The sequence below is a fragment of the Anaerolentibacter hominis genome (assembly GCF_032380675.1).
Lineage (GTDB): Bacteria > Bacillota > Clostridia > Lachnospirales > Lachnospiraceae > Anaerolentibacter > Anaerolentibacter hominis.
This window is the reverse complement of the sequence record NZ_JAWDIX010000001.1, coordinates 1,621,076-1,639,532: the sequence shown is the minus strand read 5'-3', so window position 1 is coordinate 1,639,532 and position 18,457 is coordinate 1,621,076. Positions and strand designations below refer to the sequence as shown.

The 18,457-nt window shown below is 48.5% G+C and carries 21 protein-coding genes and 1 pseudogene; 21 read left to right on the top strand and 1 reads right to left on the bottom strand.

What is annotated here, in order from left to right; all coding sequences use genetic code 11:
• Positions 1-10 precede the first annotated feature (10 nt).
• Genes ABCW47_RS07595 through thiI form a run of 3 tightly spaced genes read left to right on the top strand, consistent with a single transcriptional unit; the run spans position 11 to position 3,209 of the window.
• A complete protein-coding gene (locus tag ABCW47_RS07595; RefSeq protein ID WP_343209251.1) occupies positions 11-766 on the top strand; it encodes a 16S rRNA (uracil(1498)-N(3))-methyltransferase in 756 nt (251 codons plus the stop codon).
• Between the two features lie 33 nt (positions 767-799).
• Positions 800-1,999: a cysteine desulfurase family protein gene (locus tag ABCW47_RS07590; protein WP_343209250.1), complete on the top strand. Its 1,200-nt coding sequence runs from the start codon at positions 800-802 to the stop codon at positions 1,997-1,999.
• Positions 2,000-2,024: 25 nt separating this feature from the next.
• Positions 2,025-3,209: a tRNA uracil 4-sulfurtransferase ThiI gene (gene thiI / locus ABCW47_RS07585; RefSeq protein ID WP_343209616.1), complete on the top strand. Its 1,185-nt coding sequence runs from the start codon at positions 2,025-2,027 to the stop codon at positions 3,207-3,209.
• 104 nt (positions 3,210-3,313) lie between these two features.
• On the opposite strand, the gene ABCW47_RS07580 is transcribed toward thiI, so the two are convergent.
• Positions 3,314-3,550, bottom strand: a complete 237-nt coding sequence (locus ABCW47_RS07580; RefSeq protein ID WP_343209249.1) for an HPr family phosphocarrier protein — start codon at positions 3,548-3,550, stop codon at positions 3,314-3,316.
• Between the two features lie 147 nt (positions 3,551-3,697).
• Here ABCW47_RS07580 and mtaB point away from each other — a divergent pair, with 147 nt between their 5' ends.
• The 18 genes and pseudogenes from mtaB to ABCW47_RS07490 all read left to right on the top strand — a co-directional run bounded on the left by mtaB (position 3,698) and on the right by ABCW47_RS07490 (position 18,447).
• Positions 3,698-5,035 carry a tRNA (N(6)-L-threonylcarbamoyladenosine(37)-C(2))-methylthiotransferase MtaB gene (gene mtaB / locus ABCW47_RS07575; RefSeq protein ID WP_343209248.1) on the top strand — a complete coding sequence of 446 codons (1,338 nt, stop codon included), beginning with the start codon at positions 3,698-3,700 and terminating at the stop codon, positions 5,033-5,035.
• 358 nt (positions 5,036-5,393) lie between these two features.
• Positions 5,394-5,654, top strand: coding sequence for an IreB family regulatory phosphoprotein (locus tag ABCW47_RS07570; protein WP_343209246.1), 261 nt, complete (start codon positions 5,394-5,396; stop codon positions 5,652-5,654).
• Positions 5,655-5,667: 13 nt separating this feature from the next.
• Complete coding sequence (ruvX, locus tag ABCW47_RS07565) at positions 5,668-6,111, top strand: Holliday junction resolvase RuvX (RefSeq protein WP_343209245.1); 444 nt, start codon at positions 5,668-5,670, stop codon at positions 6,109-6,111.
• A gap of 17 nt (positions 6,112-6,128) precedes the next feature.
• Complete coding sequence (locus tag ABCW47_RS07560; RefSeq protein ID WP_343209244.1) at positions 6,129-6,392, top strand: DUF1292 domain-containing protein; 264 nt, start codon at positions 6,129-6,131, stop codon at positions 6,390-6,392.
• Between the two features lie 117 nt (positions 6,393-6,509).
• Positions 6,510-8,183 carry a ribonuclease J gene (locus tag ABCW47_RS07555; RefSeq protein ID WP_343209243.1) on the top strand — a complete coding sequence of 558 codons (1,674 nt, stop codon included), beginning with the start codon at positions 6,510-6,512 and terminating at the stop codon, positions 8,181-8,183.
• Between the two features lie 43 nt (positions 8,184-8,226).
• On the top strand, positions 8,227-8,574 hold the full coding sequence (locus tag ABCW47_RS07550) for a YlbF/YmcA family competence regulator (RefSeq protein WP_343209242.1): 348 nt from the start codon (positions 8,227-8,229) through the stop codon (positions 8,572-8,574).
• Complete coding sequence (locus tag ABCW47_RS07545; RefSeq protein WP_343209241.1) at positions 8,571-8,978, top strand: endolytic transglycosylase MltG; 408 nt, start codon at positions 8,571-8,573, stop codon at positions 8,976-8,978. Before ABCW47_RS07550 ends, ABCW47_RS07545 begins: the two co-directional genes overlap by 4 nt.
• Positions 8,979-9,013: 35 nt before the next feature.
• The gene (locus ABCW47_RS07540) at positions 9,014-9,670 is read left to right on the top strand and encodes an O-methyltransferase (protein ID WP_343209240.1); all 657 of its coding nucleotides are present in this window, start codon (positions 9,014-9,016) and stop codon (positions 9,668-9,670) included.
• Positions 9,671-9,701: 31 nt separating this feature from the next.
• Positions 9,702-10,952: a peptidase U32 family protein gene (locus tag ABCW47_RS07535; protein ID WP_343209239.1), complete on the top strand. Its 1,251-nt coding sequence runs from the start codon at positions 9,702-9,704 to the stop codon at positions 10,950-10,952.
• A 453-nt stretch (positions 10,953-11,405) separates the two neighbouring features.
• Positions 11,406-12,728, top strand: a complete 1,323-nt coding sequence (rsxC, locus tag ABCW47_RS07530; protein WP_343209238.1) for an electron transport complex subunit RsxC — start codon at positions 11,406-11,408, stop codon at positions 12,726-12,728.
• 13 nt (positions 12,729-12,741) lie between these two features.
• Positions 12,742-13,683: an RnfABCDGE type electron transport complex subunit D gene (locus ABCW47_RS07525; RefSeq protein WP_343209237.1), complete on the top strand. Its 942-nt coding sequence runs from the start codon at positions 12,742-12,744 to the stop codon at positions 13,681-13,683.
• Positions 13,680-14,291 (top strand): RnfABCDGE type electron transport complex subunit G, encoded by a 612-nt coding sequence (locus ABCW47_RS07520; RefSeq protein WP_343209236.1) that lies wholly within the window; start codon positions 13,680-13,682, stop codon positions 14,289-14,291. Before ABCW47_RS07525 ends, ABCW47_RS07520 begins: the two co-directional genes overlap by 4 nt.
• A 13-nt stretch (positions 14,292-14,304) precedes the next feature.
• A complete protein-coding gene (locus ABCW47_RS07515) occupies positions 14,305-15,027 on the top strand; it encodes an RnfABCDGE type electron transport complex subunit E (protein WP_343209235.1) in 723 nt (240 codons plus the stop codon).
• Positions 15,024-15,599, top strand: coding sequence for an electron transport complex subunit RsxA (gene rsxA, locus ABCW47_RS07510; protein WP_343209234.1), 576 nt, complete (start codon positions 15,024-15,026; stop codon positions 15,597-15,599). Before ABCW47_RS07515 ends, rsxA begins: the two co-directional genes overlap by 4 nt.
• A gap of 12 nt (positions 15,600-15,611) precedes the next feature.
• A complete protein-coding gene (locus ABCW47_RS07505) occupies positions 15,612-16,418 on the top strand; it encodes an RnfABCDGE type electron transport complex subunit B (RefSeq protein WP_343209233.1) in 807 nt (268 codons plus the stop codon).
• Positions 16,419-16,589: 171 nt separating this feature from the next.
• Positions 16,590-16,877 (top strand): annotated as a pseudogene (locus ABCW47_RS07500) (sigma-70 family RNA polymerase sigma factor); the annotation flags it as partial.
• 128 nt (positions 16,878-17,005) lie between these two features.
• Positions 17,006-17,971, top strand: coding sequence for a TAXI family TRAP transporter solute-binding subunit (locus ABCW47_RS07495; RefSeq protein WP_343209231.1), 966 nt, complete (start codon positions 17,006-17,008; stop codon positions 17,969-17,971).
• The gene (locus tag ABCW47_RS07490) at positions 17,968-18,447 is read left to right on the top strand and encodes a DUF1850 domain-containing protein (protein ID WP_343209230.1); all 480 of its coding nucleotides are present in this window, start codon (positions 17,968-17,970) and stop codon (positions 18,445-18,447) included. Before ABCW47_RS07495 ends, ABCW47_RS07490 begins: the two co-directional genes overlap by 4 nt.
• Positions 18,448-18,457 lie beyond the last annotated feature (10 nt).

Here is an 18,457-nt window from a genome sequence, read left to right as displayed (position 1 = left end):
GGAGAATGCTGTGAATCGATTTTATTTTAAACAGGAACAGAAGTATGGAAATCAGGTTATCCTGACCGGGGATGAGGTCAATCATATCAAAAATGTGCTGCGGCTCACACCTGGCGAGCCGGTTATGCTTTGTGACGGCGCGGGTATGGATTTCCCTGGAACGATTATAAAAATAGAAGGCAGGGAGGTTCTGATCCAGATCGGTGAGGGGATTCCCTCCGGGACAGAACTGCCCGGCAGGCTCTATCTGTTTCAGGGTCTGCCCAAGAAGGATAAGATGGAATGGATTATTCAGAAAGCGGTGGAGCTTGGAGTATATGAGATCATTCCGGTTCAGACCCGGCGCACGGTAGTTAAAATAGAGGACAGAAAAAAAGAGGCCAGGAAGCTGGAGCGGTGGAACAGCATCGCCCTGAGCGCGGCAAAGCAGTCCCATCGGGGAATTGTTCCCAAGGTACACTCTGTGATGGGATATGGGGAATCTTTGGACTATGCAAAAGAACTGGATTGTGCTATGATTCCATATGAACTTGCTTCCGGAACCGTACATACGGAGACGGTTGTAAAGAGAGCGGCGAACGCTCTCTCGGCCGGGATATTCATCGGTCCGGAGGGCGGCTTTGACGAAGAAGAGATTCTGCAGGCAGAGCAGAGAGGAATCACTCCGGTTACGCTGGGACACCGGATTCTGAGAACGGAGACGGCGGGGCTTATGGTGCTGTCTCTGATCGGGTTTCAGATGGAGCTGTGTCAGGAGATAAAGTAACTACAAGACAGAGAAGAAAAGGACGGGATCAGTATGGAAGCTTACCTGGATAATGCGGCGACAACAAGGACCTTTGCGTCGGTGCGGGATATTATGGTGAAGACGATGGATGATGACTTTGGAAACCCCTCTTCCCTTCACGCCAAGGGAGTCGGTGCGGAAAAGTATGTGAGAGAAGCGAGGGAAATCATCGCGGGAAGTCTTAAGGTGGCGCCGAAGGAAATTTTCTTTACTTCCGGAGGAACAGAGTCCAACAATCAGGCCCTGATTGGAACGGCGATGGCCAACCAGCGGGCAGGCAGACATATTATTTCAACTAATTTTGAACATGCTTCCGTCTACAATACACTGGGTTTTCTGGAGGATATGGGGTTTGAGGTGACCTATGTGCCGGTGGATTCCCTGGGGCGTGTCAGGATGGATGAATTTCTGGCCGCGATACGGGAAGATACCATTCTCATCTCCATTATGATGGTGAATAACGAGCTGGGCAGTGTGCAGGATATTCCGGCGCTGTCAAAAGCGGCGAAAGAGAAGAAACGAAAGCTTAAAGCGGCCAGCGGAAAACCAAATGTTTCACAGAGCCTGATTTTCCACGTGGACGGGATACAGGCTTATGGGAAATACTATATTTATCCGAAAAGAATGGGAATTGATCTCCTGAGCGTCAGTGCTCATAAGATACACGGACCGAAGGGAATCGGATTCTTGTATATAGATGAAAAAGTGAAAATTAAACCGCTTATCTATGGAGGCGGCCAGCAGAAGGGAATGCGCTCCGGGACAGAAAACGTGCCGGGCATTGCCGGGATGGGACAGGCAGTAAAGGAAATGTATGCCGGACACGAGGATAAGATAAACCGGCTGTATGATCTGAAGAGCCGGTTTATTGAGGGAGTGGGAAAACTGACCGGTACTACGGTGAATGCGGTGGGGGAAGATGTCAGGCAGACAGCTCCTCATGTAATCAGTGTGAGCTTTGAAGGTGTGAGAAGCGAGGTGCTTTTGCATGCGCTGGAAGAACGGGGGGTATACGTTTCTTCCGGTTCCGCATGTTCCTCGAATCACCCTTCTTTGAGCGGAACGCTCCATGCAATCGGCGTGAAAAAAGAACTGCTGGATTCCACGCTCCGTTTCAGTCTGTCCGTATTTAACACGGAGGAAGAGATTGATTACGCACTAGCCGTACTCTCGGAGCTGCTTCCGGTGCTGCGAAGATTTACAAGACATTAAACGAAGGAGAAAACTCATGTCAAAAATGATCTATAAGGCATTTTTAATCAAGTATGCGGAGATCGGTATAAAGGGGAAAAACCGGTTTATTTTCGAGAACGCGCTGCGGGATCAGATTAAAAATGCGCTGAAGCGTGTGGAGGGCGACTTTTCTGTCTCCAAGGAGCCGGGACGGATCTTTGTGGAGGTTCAGGGAGACTATGACTATGAAGAGACGGTATCTGCCCTGACAAAGGTGTTCGGGATCGCCTCGATCTGCCCGGTGGCAGTGATTGAAGACAAGGAATGGGAGAATCTGTGTGTCAGGACCGCCGAGTATGTGGAGCAGGTTTACGGTGCAGAAAGCCTGAGCTTTAAGGTGGAGGCCAAGAGGGGAGATAAATCTTATCCGATTCAGTCCCCGGAGATCTGTATCGAGATGGGAGCTTACCTGCTGGATCATTTCCCCCATCTTACGGTGGATGTTCACAGCCCTCAGATAAGGATTACCGTTGAGGTGAGAGAGAGAGCCTATGTGTACTCCGTCACTATACCGGGGCCGGGAGGCATGCCTGTGGGCTCCAACGGCAAGGCGATGCTTCTCTTGTCCGGAGGAATCGACAGTCCGGTAGCCGGTTATATGATCAGCAAAAGAGGTGTCACCATCGAGGCGGTTTATTTTCATGCGCCGCCGTACACCAGTGAGAGAGCAAAGCAGAAGGTAGTGGATCTGGCCCGTCTGGTGGCCAGGTATACCGGCCCGATCCGGCTTCATGTGATTAATTTCACGGATATACAGCTGATGATTTATGATAAATGCCCGCATGATGAATTGACGATTATTATGAGACGATATATGATGCGGATCGCACAGATACTGGCGGAAAATAATCAGTGCCTGGGACTGATCACAGGTGAGAGCATCGGCCAGGTGGCCAGCCAGACTCTACACAGCCTGGCGGCAACAAATGAAGTATGCACCATGCCGGTGTACCGTCCGGTGATTGCCTTTGATAAACAGGAAATCGTGACGCTGTCTGAGAAAATAGGGACTTACGAGACCAGTATTCTGCCCTTTGAAGACTGCTGTACTATTTTCGTGGCCAAACATCCGGTGACCAAGCCGAATGTGAATATTATCCGTAATTCGGAGAAGAAACTGATCGGCACAATCGAGGATCTGGTTGCCGCGGCTCTGGAGACGGAAGAGGTTATAATGGTGGAAGCATAGGAAGCGGAAAGCTGCCCCGGATTTTATTGATATGGGGAACATAGTTTCCTATATCAAAAGAAGCCTCACGCAAGCGTGAGGCTTCTGAATTGTTACTTCATATGTTATTCAATGATAAACGGCTTTAATGCATTTAATATAGCCTGACAGTTGCTTTCATCGCAGTGGATATTCAGGTCAATCGGCTTGGAAAGATTTAAACTGAAAATTCCCATAATTGATTTTCCGTCAATCACGTAACGGCCGGAAACCAGATCGAAATCGGTATCAAATTTAGTGACTTCATTCACAAATGCTTTCACCCGGTCAATGGAATTTAATGATATTTTAACTGTTTTCATAAGTTACCTCCCAGATAATAATTTTTCGTTCAGGATATATGCCAAAGAGCTTCTTATAAGCCTTTTTGCAGACTATAAATTCTATTTATATACTACCTTTTGAAGCAGTAAAAGTCAAGTGAAGAACAGATAAAAAAGAGGTTTAAAATGGATAAAAACAAAGGGGAAAATCCCAGTGTTGCTTTTCTCACACTGGGCTGTAAAGTGAATTCTTATGAGACGGATGCCATGGAGCTTAAGTTTCGGCAGGCCGGCTATCAGATAAAAGACTTTCATGACAGAGCTGATATTTATGTGATCAATACCTGCACGGTGACTAACATTGCCGACCGTAAGTCCAGGCAGATGCTGCACCGGGCAAAGAAATTGAATCCGGAAGCACTTGTTGTAGCGGCGGGATGTTACGTGCAGGCTGCGGGAGAGGAATTGCTCAAAGATACCTCCATTGATCTGATCGTAGGAAATAACCAGAAACAGCACATTGTCTCTCTTGTGGAAGAATGCCGCAGCAGGGGACAGAATATGGGATGCCTGCTGGATATGGGCCAGGAGAAGGAATACGAGCCGCTGCACATTGACGATGCAGGGGAGAAGACCAGAGCCTATATCAAGATACAGGACGGCTGCAATCAGTTCTGTTCTTACTGCATTATTCCCTATGCCAGGGGCAGAATCAGAAGCAGGGAGGAAGCGGATATCGTGGAGGAAGTTTCCGGTCTTGTCCGGAAGGGATACCGGGAAATTGTGCTCACTGGTATTCACCTGTCCTCTTATGGAGTGGAGCGGGGAGAAGAAAATGCTCTGCTCTCGCTGATTGTGACCTTAAGCGGAATCGAAAATCTGGAACGAATCCGTCTCGGTTCACTGGAACCGAGGATTATTACTCCGGAATTTGTGAATACTTTAAAAAATGATACCAAGTTTTGTCCCCATTTTCATCTATCGCTGCAGAGCGGGTGCGATGAGACTCTGAGAAGGATGAACCGGAAATATACGACGGAGGAATATTTGCACAAATGTGAAATGATCCGGGAAGCTTTTTGTCTTCCTGCGATCACAACCGACGTCATTGCAGGCTTTCCGGGGGAAACAAAAGAGGAATTCGCGGCCACCGAAGCGTTTCTTGAGAAGGCTGCATTTGCTCAGATGCACATTTTCAAGTATTCCAGAAGAAAAGGTACCAGGGCGGACATAATGCCGGATCAGGTTCCTGAGGAGATCAAGGCTGAGCGCAGCAGCAGGCTGCTTTCCCTGGAGAAACGCTTGCGGGAAGAATACGAGAGAATGTTTATCGGCAGGAAAGAACGGGTGCTTCTGGAAGAAGAGACAGAGATTGATGGAAAGAGATATATGACAGGGCATAATGAAAGGTATATAAAAATCGCTGTTCCTGCCGGAACCGGCAGTTCAGGCGAGATCGTGGAGGTGACGGTGACAGGGGTACTGGGAGAAGGAGTTATGGAAGGGAGAATGAAGAATGAATAGGGAAGAATGAAGGGAGAATGAAGAAGGAATAGAGAAGAATGAAGGAAGAATGAAGAACGGATGAGGGAAGTAGGAAGAAGGAATAGTGAAGAATGAAGAACGGATGAGGGAAGTGAAAGCTGCGGCGAAGCCGCAGGTGAAAGTGTTCCTTCGGAACGGTGAAATATGGACGCAGGTCTGCGTCCAATGTAAATCGCAGATTAGCTGCGAGTGAAGAGGGAAAAGAATGCGTGAAGGCTGCTTCATTTTTCTTTAAGGATTTATTTCCTTGCCATTTTTATTCGGTTATATTAGAATATATCTAGTTGTACGATGCGGATGCGATACAAGATATACACATTTAAAGGACGTGGTTGAGATGCAGAACCTGGATAATACACAGTATTTTAAAGTACAGAAGGAGCCTGAACCCAGCGTAAGGGAAGTGATAGCGAGGGTTTATGATGCTTTGAAGGAGAAGGGTTATAATCCGGTGAATCAGATGGTTGGATATATTATGTCTGGTGATCCTACTTATATTACGAGCCACAATGGTGCCAGAAGTCTGGTTATGAAGGTGGAGCGGGATGAAATCCTGGAAGAATTACTGAAAGACTATATTATTAAAAATCTGAGATAGGATAAGTTGTTTAATGAGGATAATCGGTCTGGATTACGGTTCCCGTACGGTAGGTGTGGCGGTCAGCGATCCTTTGGGACTGACGGCACAGGGATTGGAAGTAATCCGAAGAAAAGAAGAGAATAAACTGCGCCGTACGCTGGCGAGAATTGAGGAACTGATTAAGGAATATGAGGTTTCTCTTATTGTGTTGGGTTATCCCAGGAATATGAATTATTCCGAGGGGGAGCGTGCGAAGAAATCGGAAGAATTTGCCGGGATGCTGGAGCGCAGAACCGGACTTTCAGTGGTGTTGTGGGACGAGCGTCTGACCACGGTGGCGGCTCACAGCAGCCTGATTGAAGGCGGAATGCGAAGAGAAAAACGTTCGGAGATTGTGGACGAGGTAGCGGCGGTATTTATACTGCAGGGGTATCTGGATTTTTTGTGCAACAAAAAGAAAGAAGAAGAGGAATAGGAAAGGCACGGTGAAACATGTCGAGGTATGAAACACTGGTATTTACCGGTGAAGATGGAGACGAAGCGGAATTTGCTGTTTTGGAACAGACAAAAGTGAACGGCATTAATTATTTGCTGGTATGTGAAGATACGGACGAGGACGAAGCGGCAGCCCTTATTTTAAGGGAACTGAAAGAAGAGAACGGAGAATGTGTTTATGAGCCGGTGGAGGATGACACGGAGTTAAGCGCAGTTTCCAGAATATTCGAAGAACTGATGGACGACGTTGAAATTGAGTGAGGCAGGGGTTAGCCTGCCGGTCATGTGCCCTTATCCCCAGGCACGCAGAATGAATGTAGAAAAATACTTGAATTCGGTAAATAAAATACGGGGGAAATTGTACGGAGGTGTAATTTTTTGAAAAAGAATACAGATAACAAAAATGCGAAGGTAAAGATCATACCCTTGGGAGGACTGGAACAAATCGGTATGAACATTACCGCTTTTGAGTATGAGGACAGCATCATTGTGGTGGACTGCGGTCTCTCCTTCCCGGATGACGAGATGCTGGGAATTGACCTGGTGATACCGGATGTTACCTACTTGAAGGATAATATAAAGAAAGTAAAGGGATTTGTCATTACGCATGGCCATGAGGACCATATCGGGGCGCTCCCATATATATTGAGAGATATCAATGTACCGGTTTATGCAACCAGGCTGACCACTGCCATCATTGAGCATAAGCTGGAAGAGCATAATATGCTCAAAACCACAAAGCGCAAGGTGGTAAAATACGGACAGACCATTAACCTGGGATGTTTCAGGATCGAATTTATCCGGACGAACCACAGTATTGCGGACGCGGCAGCCCTGGCGATCTATACCCCGGCGGGAATTATTGTTCACACAGGCGATTTTAAAGTGGATTATACTCCGGTATACGGAGAGCCGATCAATCTGCAGCGCCTGGGGGAACTGGGTAAAAAAGGCGTGCTGGCGCTGATGTGCGACAGTACCAACGCCACAAAACAGGGGTCAACCATGTCCGAGCGGACGGTAGGAAAGACCATTGATACAATATTTGCCGACAACATTCACAGCCGGATCATCGTGGCTACGTTTGCGTCCAATGTGGACCGCGTGCAGCAGATTATCAATTCCGCGGAGAAATTCGGCAGGAAGGTCGTGGTGGAAGGCCGGAGTATGGTCAATATTCTGTCCATCGCTATGGAAGTCGGCTATATGCATATGAATGATAATACGCTGATTGATATAGAGCAGATGAAAAATTATCCGGATGAGAAGCTGGTTTTAATTACGACGGGCAGCCAGGGAGAGTCTATGGCAGCTCTGTCGAGAATAGCCGCTAATATTCACCGGAAGGTTTCCATTAAGCCGGGGGATACGGTTATTTTCAGTTCTTCTCCTATTCCCGGCAATGAGAAGGCGATTTATCGGGTAATCAATGAATTATCCATGAAGGGGGCCAAGGTTATATTCCAGGATACCCATGTATCCGGACATGCCTGCCAGGATGAGATCAAGCTGATCTATTCTCTGGTGAAACCCAAATATGCGATACCTGTGCACGGTGAATACCGGCATCTGATGGCGAATGCGGATGTGGCCAAATCTCTGGGTATCCCGAAGGAACGGATTCATATTCTCTCCTCCGGCGATGTGCTGGAGCTGTCAGAGGACCGTTCCAGGATCGCAGACAAGGTGGAAGCCAGAGGTGTTCTGGTGGACGGCCTTGGAGTGGGCGATGTGGGGAATATTGTCCTGAGAGATCGTCAGATGCTTTCGGAAAATGGTCTGATTGTCATCGTGGTGACTCTGGAAAAATACAGCAATCAGGTTCTATCCGGACCGGATCTGGTATCCAGGGGTTTTGTCTATGTGAGAGAGTCGGAGGATCTGCTGGAAGAAGCAAAACAGGTTGTGAACAGTGCGCTGCAGATGTGCATTTATAATAATATTACTGACTGGGGCAAGATTAAGTCCGAGATCAAGGATACCCTGAGCGATTTCCTCTGGAAGAAGATGAAGAGAAATCCGATGATCCTCCCGATTATTATGGAGGTATAACCTTCCGGACCGACAGACTTAATTTGCATACGGGGAGGCACTTATGGAGGAAATGGAGCTGGTACTGGACCAACTGCTGGAGTATATTCACAGCACGGAGGTATACCAGGCATATCAGACATCGCTGAAGGCCTTGAAGGAAAAACCGGAACTGTATGATGAGGTAAAACGGTTTTGCAGGAAGAGGTTTTCCTATCACTGGTCCGATGCAGGAGAGGGCAGCAGTCATCTGACTGAACTGGGGGAATTGTATGAGGAACTGCGTCTGAATCCGGTGATCAGTGCTTTTCTGAAGGCGGAGACTGACTACTGTAAGCTGGTCCGCATGCTGACAAAACGAATTTACGAAGGATTACAGATTGATCCCGGCTTTCTGGAGGATGAGTTATGAGCAAAAAGAAATCAACAACAAAAGTAGCCTTAAAGATGACCGGAGGAGCTGTGAATATGCTTCTTACGATTGCTTTCTATATTCTGGTAATCATGGTGATCTGCAAGATAGGGGCTATGTCCTATGAATTTGCCTATGAAATCTTCGGGGATGTTTCTGTGGATGCAGAGCCGGGAAGAGATGTGGAAATAACCATAAATGAAGGCGACTCTGCTATGAATATAGCGGGTAAGCTGGAAGTGAATAAGGTTGTAGTAAATAAATATTCATTCTATATACGGATTAAACTGAACCGGAAAAACCTGGTTAAGCCGGGGACCTATACCCTGAACAGTTCGATGAATTACGATGAGATCATGAGGGTGATTACAGGTCAGGCGGAACCGGCGGAAGAGAAGAAGTAGCACGCCTGTTCGTCATGGCGGAGGAGTGTACAGAATTGATAGAAAACGAGAGGATGGCTGTCTATATCCAGTCCTTGGACCCACCGCTGCCGGATTATCTGGCAGATATGGAGAAGCAGGCGCGGGAAAATCATGTTCCGGTTATCCGGAAATCAACCCAGTCCCTGCTTCGTTTTCTGTTGCGGCTTCACAGACCGCAGCAGATTCTGGAGGTCGGGACGGCGGTAGGATTTTCAGCCTTATTGATGAAAGAATATCTTCCTGAGGGAGGACAGATTACCACAATTGAGCGTATTCCCAAGAGAATCGAAGAGGCTTGTGCTAATTTAAAGCGGTTTGACCCGGAGCGGTGTATCCGGCTGCTGACGGGGGACGCGGCGGATGTGCTGAATGAGCTTGCGGTGCAGGAGGCATCCCGGTATGATATGGTCTTTATGGATGCCGCCAAGGCCCAGTATATTCATTTTCTCCCTCCTGTGCTGAAATTGATGAAGCCCGGGGCTCTGCTGGTTTCTGACAATGTGCTGCAGGATGGAACGGTGATTGAGTCCAGATACAGTATCACACGGCGGGACCGCACGATCCACAGCAGGATGAGGGAATACTTATCGGCCCTCACTCACAGTGAGGCGCTGGAGACGGTTATTCTGCCGGTGGGCGACGGCATTACGATGAGTACAAAGGTGAAATAGAGAAGAGAATCGCTTCGGAATGGAGGAAATCATGGGGGAGAATAAGATCAGAGTACCGGAACTTCTGATACCGGCCAGCTGTCTGGAAGTCCTTAAGGTTGCGGTAACGTATGGGGCCGACGCAGTATATCTGGGCGGAGAAATGTTCGGATTAAGGGCGAAAGCCAAAAACTTTTCAGCGGAGGATATGAAGGAAGGTATTGCCTTTGCCCATGCCCATGGGAAAAAGGTATATGTGACGGCTAATATTACGGCTCACAACCGGGATCTTTCCGGTGTGGAGAAGTATTTTGAAGAGCTGAGAGAGATCGGTCCGGACGCCCTTATTATTTCCGATCCGGGCGTGTTTGAGATCGCGGGCCGGATCTGCCCGGAGATTGACCGCCATATCAGCACCCAGGCGAATAATGTAAACTATGCCACGTACCGTTTCTGGCACAGCCTTGGAGCAAAGCGGGTTGTGTCCGCGAGAGAGCTGTCTTTGAAAGAGATAGGGGAGATCCGTCAAAATATTCCGGACGACCTGGAGATAGAGACGTTTGTCCATGGCGCGATGTGTATTTCTTATTCGGGAAGATGCCTTCTGAGCAATTATTTTACCGGAAGAGATGCCAATCTGGGCGCCTGTACCCACCCCTGCCGCTGGAAGTATTATCTGGTGGAGGAGAGCCGGCCGGGAGAGTATCTGCCGGTGGAGGAAAATGAGCGGGGAACCTATATTTTCAACTCCAGGGATTTGTGTATGATTGAGCATATCCCGGATCTGATTGCCGCCGGCATCGACAGCTTTAAGGTGGAAGGGCGGATGAAGACCGCCCTGTATGTGGCGGCGGTAGCCAGAACCTACAGGCGTGCGATTGATGATTATCTCAATGATCCGGCGCTCTATGAGAAAAATCTGCCATGGTACCGGGAAGAAATTTCAAAATGTACGTACCGTCAGTTTACCACAGGATTTTTCTACGGACCGACGACTCATGAGTCTCAGATCTATGACGCCAATACCTATGTGAAAGAATATACTTATCTGGGCTTGATCGGAGATCGAAATGAAAAGGGTCTGTATGAGCTGGAGCAGAGAAATAAATTTTCTCTGGGCGACGAAATAGAAGTAATGAAGCCGGACGGCACGAACTGTTCTGTCCGGGTTAACCGGATTGAGGACGAAGAGGGTAATCCGATGGAGAGCTGTCCCCATCCCAGGCAGAAGATTGCTGTGGATCTGGGCATAGATTTAAACCGATTTGATCTTCTGAGAAAAAAGGAGGAGCCGTCTCAGTAGCGGTTTTCCATACGCATAATAGAATGGAAAGAGTTTAGGGGCAGCCTGTCATTTATTGACAGGCTGCCTTTTCTTTTTACAATTAGACATATGACATTGTAGAATAATTATCAGAAAGTTTATAAAATTGCGAAAAGGAAGAGTTTGGAAAATGATGTTGATTAACGATATATACGGAGGGAAAAGCGTCCTGTGAAAAGAAAAGAATGTTCAAAATTTAACAAGGGAAAGCGCCTTATTTAAAGGAAAAACCGGCCTGCTCAGGAACATGTGTTCGTTAAAAACTTCACAGTCTTTTTTTAAGTACAATCATTGCGTTTTTGCGTTTTTTCCTTTATCATTTTATCTAACAATTATGTGACAAACGATGAAATGTGTTTTAGTTTTTTACACAAATCTGCTGACGGCAGAAAAGTTTGGCGGGAAGACTGAAACGAAGAAAGGGGTAGGTAAATGAGACTGGGAACATTTATCGGAGGCATCCATCCCTACGAGGGAAAGGAACTGGCCATGGATGTGCCGACGATCGAACATTTGCCGAAAGGGGATTTGGTTTACCCGGTGGTTCAGCATCTGGGGGCACCGGCCAGACCGATTGTGTCGGCGGGGGATCATGTTCTGATGGGCCAGCGGATTGCGGAGGCCAGTGCTTTTATTTCCGCGAATATCTGCTGTACGGTGTCAGGGACTGTTAAGGGAATTGAAAAACGCAGGATTGTCTCAGGAGATATGGTAGATGCCATTATCATTGAGAATGACAATCAATATACGCCTGTTGAGGGGTTTGGTGTACATAGGGATTACAAAGGCATGACCAAAGAAGAGATCCGGCAGGCCGTGAAAGATGCAGGAATCGCCGGAATGGGCGGAGCTGGTTTTCCCACCCATGTGAAGATCACACCGAAGGATGATAATGCGATAGACTATATTCTGGTGAACGGGGCTGAGTGTGAGCCTTATCTTACGTCAGATTACCGGGTTATGCTTGAAGCACCGCAGAAAGTGGTGAATGGCTTAAAGGTGGTTCTGGCGCTGTTCCCCAACGCAAAAGGCTGTATCATGGTTGAGGATAATAAGCCGAAGGCGATTGAAATACTCCGGGAGCAGACGAAGGACGAACCGAACATTGAAGTGAAGGTTTTAAAGACAAAATACCCCCAGGGTGCAGAGCGTATGCTGATCTATGCCGCAACCGGCAGAACCAGCAATTCCTCCATGCTCCCTTCGGATGTGGGATGTATTGTGCTGAATCTGGACACCACGGTTGCCATTTACATGGCAGTGTGTGAGTCCACTCCCCTAATGCGGCGAATCGTTACGGTTTCCGGGGATGCCATTGCAAATCCGGGCAATTATCAGGCCAGGATCGGTACAAATTATGCCGAACTTCTGGAAGCGGCAGGCGGGTTTAAGGAGAAACCGGAGAAAGTAATTTCGGGCGGTACCATGATGGGCATGGCCCTGTTTGATCTGAATGTTCCGGTAACCAAGACTTCTTCGGCGCTGCTGGCACTGACGAAGGATGAGGTGGCGGAGCATGAGCCCGGTCCCTGTATCCGGTGCGGCCGGTGCGTGGAGGTCTGTCCCAGCCGTATCGTGCCTCAGAAGATGGCAGAGGCGGCTTTCCGTCTGAATGAAGAAAGATTTGTGGCTTTAAACGGCATGGAATGTTATGAGTGCGGCAGCTGTACCTATGTGTGTCCGGCGAAGCGCTATCTGACCCAGGCTTTCCGCCAGACAAGACGAAGCGTGCTGGCGAAACGAAAGAAAAAATAGAGGGGGTGTTTTTATGAACGAATTAGAATTATACAATGTATCCGTATCACCTCATACGAGGCAGAAAGACACCACCGCTACGATTATGAGGGATGTGGCCATTGCACTGATTCCGGCCAGCCTGTTCGGAGTCTACAATTTCGGGCTTCCGGCCCTGATTATCCTGGTGACCAGCGTGGCCACTTCCGTGCTGGCTGAATATGTATGGCAGAAGCTGATGAAGCAGCCGGTGCGCACCGGCGACTGCTCCGCTCTTGTCACAGGGCTTCTCTTGGGACTGAACATGCCGGCAACCGTGCCGATCTGGCTGGTGATGCTGGGCGATATTTTTGCTATCATTGTGGTAAAACAGCTCTTTGGAGGCCTGGGGCAGAATTTTGTAAATCCGGCCCTGGCTGCCAGATGTTTTCTGTTGATTTCCTTTGCATCCCGCATGACTACATATCCGGCCCTGGACGGCGTGAGCGGCCCTACGCCCCTCCAGCTGGTAAAGGCAGGGGAAGCGGTGAATTTATCCAATATGTTTCTGGGCAGGGTTTCCGGTGTGATCGGGGAGACTTCCGTAATCGCGATTCTGATCGGCGCGGCCTATATGCTGGCCCGCAGAGTGATCAGCCTGCGGATTCCTCTTTGCTATCTGCTTTCGTTCAGCGTGCTGATCCTGCTGATCGGAGGAAGGGGCTTTGATCTTCACTATCTGGCGGCTCAGCTGTGTGGCGGCGGTCTGATGCTGGGGGCTTTCTTTATGGCCACCGATTACGTAACTTGTCCGGTTACCAAGACAGGGCGAATTGTATATGGTATATTTCTCGGCTGCATGACCGCTGTTTTTCGGAAATTCGGCGGGGCCGGCGTATCCTATGCGATTCTTCTTGGAAACCTGATGGTTCCGTTAATTGAAAAGATTACGATGCCGGTTCCGTTCGGAATGAAAGGAAAGGTGGTCAAGAGATGAAAACGATACTAAAAGACGCGTTGATTTTGTTTGCCATTACTCTTGTATCCGGACTTCTGCTGGGCTTTATATTTGATATTACCAAGGAGCCGATCGAAGCGGCGAATGAGAAGGCGACACAGGAGGCTTACCGCCAGGTATTCCCTGAGGCCGATGTATTTGAAGAATCCCAGGCGCTGAATGATAATGTGAGCAGCAGCGAGCAGATCATAGCGGATCTGAACCTGGAAGGCGTGCTGGTTGACGAAGCGATGGAGGCGAAAAACACTTCCGGAGACACAGTGGGCATTGTGATGAAAGCAACGTCTAATAACGGCTATGGCGGAGCCATTACAATTTCTCTCGGTGTTGATAATGATGGGGTTCTGACCGGAATCAAGGTACTGCAGATGAGCGAGACTGCGGGGCTGGGCGCTAAATGCCAGGATGAAGATTTTCAGAACCAGTTTTCCGGTATCAGGGCGGATATGGTCCAGTCTGTAAAGACCGGGGCAGCCCAGGATAATGAAATAGATGCGATCAGCGGCGCCACCTTTACCACCAATGCGGTGACAGAGGCGGTCAATGCGGGGCTTGCATTTGCCAAATACTGCAGAGCAAATCAGTGAGGAGGGAAAAAGATTGAAACGATGTATGGAACGGCTTTTTAACGGCATCATCAAAGAGAATCCCACTTTTGTGCTGATGCTTGGTATGTGCCCTACCCTTGCGGTTACAACCGCAGCCATGAACGGACTTGGTATGGGGCTTTCCACCATGGTGGTTTTAGTATGTTCCAATGCAATGATTTCCGCATTGAGAAAGATTATTCCGGATAAAGTCCGTATGCCGGCTTACATAGTAATTGTCGCTACTTTCGTTACCATGGTGGAATTCCTGCTCCAGGCTTATGTGCAGTCTCTGTTCAATGTACTGGGCATCTATATTCCGCTGATTGTTGTCAACTGTATTATCCTTGGAAGAGCAGAATCCTATGCCTCAAAGAATCCGGTTATACCGTCCGTATTTGATGGAATCGGCATGGGCCTTGGATTTACGGCCGCGCTGACGGTGATCGGTTTTTGCAGAGAGCTTCTGGGAGCCGGTACGGTTTTCGGATATCGTATCATGCCGGCGTCCTATGAGCCGGTTTCGATTCTGGTGCTGGCGCCGGGCGCATTCTTTGTTCTGGCCTGTCTGACTGCACTTCAGAATAAACTGAAGGCGCCTTCGGCGACGAACGGGCCAGAGGGAATTAAGATGGCCTGCGGAGGCGACTGTATGTCCTGCGTGGGCTGTGAAAGGACGGCGAATAAGAACGCACTCCACCGGGAGCAGATGGAAGCAGGGGGGAATGAGAAATGAAAGAGATGATACTTGTACTTATTTCAGCAGCCCTTGTTAATAACGTTGTTTTAAGCCAGTTTCTTGGACTATGTCCTTTCCTGGGCGTCTCAAAGCGGATCGAAACAGCTGCCGGAATGGGTGCTGCGGTTATATTTGTTATTACGATTTCTACCGCCATCACATGGGTGATCTATGATCTGGTACTGGCAAATCATGGTCTGGAATATTTAAAGACGATTGTATTTATCCTCGTTATCGCCGCTCTGGTTCAGCTGGTGGAGATGGTGCTCAAGAAGATCAGCCCGGCACTTTATTCGGCGCTGGGAGTTTATCTTCCGCTGATCACTACCAACTGTGCGGTTTTAGGCGTGGCGCTTACCAATATCCAGAAGGGAAATGGCTTTGTCAAGAGTTTGGTAAACGGATTTGGAACCGCAGTTGGCTTTTTGATTGCGATTGTTATTATGGCCAGTATCAGAGAGCGGATTGAAGACAATGATATTCCGGAATCGTTTAAGGGAATGCCGATCGTCCTGGTTACGGCTGGATTGATGGCGATTGCCTTTATGGGCTTCGGCGGATTACTGTAAGGAGGAAAACAGATGGGAAGCGGAATCATTCTGGCTGCCGTTGTGGTAGGCATGGTCGGCATCGTCATCGGCCTCCTGCTGGGGGTTGCCGGCCAGAAATTAAAGGTTGAAGTGAATGAGACGGAGGTGGCTGTGAGAGAGTGCCTTCCGGGAAATAACTGCGGCGGCTGCGGCTATCCTGGCTGTGACGGGCTGGCAAAAGCCATTGCGGAGGGAACAGCACCCGTCAATGCCTGCCCTGTGGCAGGAGCGGCAGGAGCAAAAGCGATCGGTGAGATCATGGGTGTGGAGGCGGAAGAGACAGAACAGATGGTAGCATTTGTCCGCTGCTCCGGCACCTGTGAAAATATAAAGACAAAGTATACCTATTATGGGACGGCGGATTGCAAGCAGGCCTTCTTCACGCCGGGCCGGAGTGAATTTATCTGCAACTACGGCTGCATGGGATATGGTACCTGTGTGAAAGCCTGCCGCTTCGATGCAATTCATGTAGTTAACGGGATTGCAAGAGTGGACCGGGAAAAATGCCGGGCCTGCGGAATGTGCGTGGAGGCCTGTCCGAATCATCTGATTGAGCTGGTTCCCTACGCCTCAAAATATCTGGTACAGTGTTTTTCAAAGGATAAAGGCAAAGCAGTTAAGGCAGGCTGCAATGCGGGCTGTATCGGCTGTACGCTCTGTACCCGGGTATGCGAAACCGGGGCTATCACGGTAGAGAATAATCTGGCGCATATTGATCCGGCCAAGTGTACCGGCTGCGGAAAATGTGCCGAGAAGTGTCCGGTCAAGGTGATTCGTCTGCAGGAATGTGCGGACTGAGAGAACAGAGGGCCTCTGACAGGCGGCATTATAAATGAATCATGATAGATGTATCGAGACCTGGTTTTTTTAGGAAAACCAGGTCTTTTCCATCTTTTATGTCCAATAGCACTAGGACTTTCTGTATGGCATAAAGTATTAATAACCCCTATGAAAGGAGCGCCTGCACTTTTGAAATCATTTCCCAAGCCTCTCACCGCCCAGGAGGAATACGAGTATTTTAAGGCATTCCGAAACGGCGATGAAGAGGCAAGAAAAATTCTGATAGAGCGAAATCTCCGGCTGGTAGCTCATATTGTTAAAAAGTATGCAACAGGGGAAAAGGATACGGATGACTTAATATCCATCGGCGTAATCGGCCTGATCAAAGCAATTGATACCTTTGATATTGACAAGGGAATCCATCTTGCTACCTATGCTTCACGATGTATAGATAATGCTATTCTTACCGATGTAAGAAAACAGTGAGTCCTGGGCGTTCAGACAGCGTTATATTTTAATTCCATGTTCTGTAATTAATTTTCATGCATAGCGGGGAAACGAAAAGGGAATCCTTTCACTAGGAAAATAATGGGAGGTAGGAGAGCGTGAAACGGTCTTTTCTTTTCGGAGTTTTTATGATAACCGCGCTGCTATTAAGCGGCTGTTCCGGAGACCGGCAGCGGATTCGGCTTGCTACCGGCGGCAATACCGGAACATATTATGCCTATGGGACGGCGATGGCCCAGATACTGGAAGATACAACCGGTTATCGCTTCAATGTCCAGTCTACGGGTGCATCCAAGGCGAATATCCAGCTGGTGGCCGACGGCGAGGTGGAGATGGCTATTGTACAGAATGACGTGATGGATTATGCCTATCATGGTACTAATTTGTTTGAGGGAGAAGTCATACAGGACTTTCAGACGCTGGGTGCTCTCTACGGAGAGGTTTGCCAGATTATTGTAGATCCGGCATCCGGCATCCGTTCCATCTGGGATCTGCGGGGAAGAACGGTATCCGTGGGAGACGCAGGCAGCGGAGTGGAGACAAATGCAAGACAGATTTTGGATATCTATGGTATTTCGTTTCAGGACATCCGCAAACAGAATTTAAGCTTTACGGCATCGGCCGATGCGATGAAGGATAAAAAGATTGATGCGTTTTTCTGCACAGCCGGTGTTCCGACTACAGCAATCATGGATCTAGGTACTACAAACCGGATCGCCATGCTTTCGGTGGACCCGGAGCAGGCGGCTCTCTTGATGGAGAAGTATCCTTTTTATACGAGCTATACCATTCCTGCAGGTACTTATAAGGGGATTGATGAAGATGTGGTGACTCTGGCTGTTAAGGCAACGCTGATTGTCAGCGGGCAAGTGAAGGAAGAGACGGTATATGAGCTTACAAAAGCACTTTTTGAACAGAAGGACGCGATTGCAGGAGCCCATGCTAGAGGGGCCGAGTTATCACCTGACTTTGCGGTGGAGGGGATTTCGGTGCCGTTTCATCCAGGCGCAGAGAAATATTACAGGGAAATTGGTGTTCTGCAGAATGAAGCGGAATCAGAATGAGCGTGCAAAGACGAAGGGTGCTGGCAGCAGGCGGACTTTTACTGTGTTTCATCCTGCTGTTTTGTGTTCTCTTAGTACCCCACGGCCGAAAGCTGGTTTTATATCATCAGGAAACGGGGCAGATTTACAGACAGTGGGAGATTGATGAAAGCCTGAAGTTTTCGATTTCCTACGTTCATTCTGTGAGCAAAAGTCCGGTGAGAGATCTATTTCGTACGGTCGGGGACAAGATTCTTGCAGCAGAGACAAGGTATTATTCATTCGGGGCGGGTACCCTGGATGAACTGGGTGAGGGTGCTGTCCTGAGCTACGGAAGCGACGGCAGCATGATTGTATCCGGCTTGGATTTATCATATGAACGTTTGAATCTGATTGTAGGCACGGTTTATGACCATATTCTGAGTATCGGGGAGGAGCAGATCAGCCTGACAAAACTGTGCGGGAAAAATGCTCCGGTTTCACTGGAAATAAGATAGGGCCCGGCGA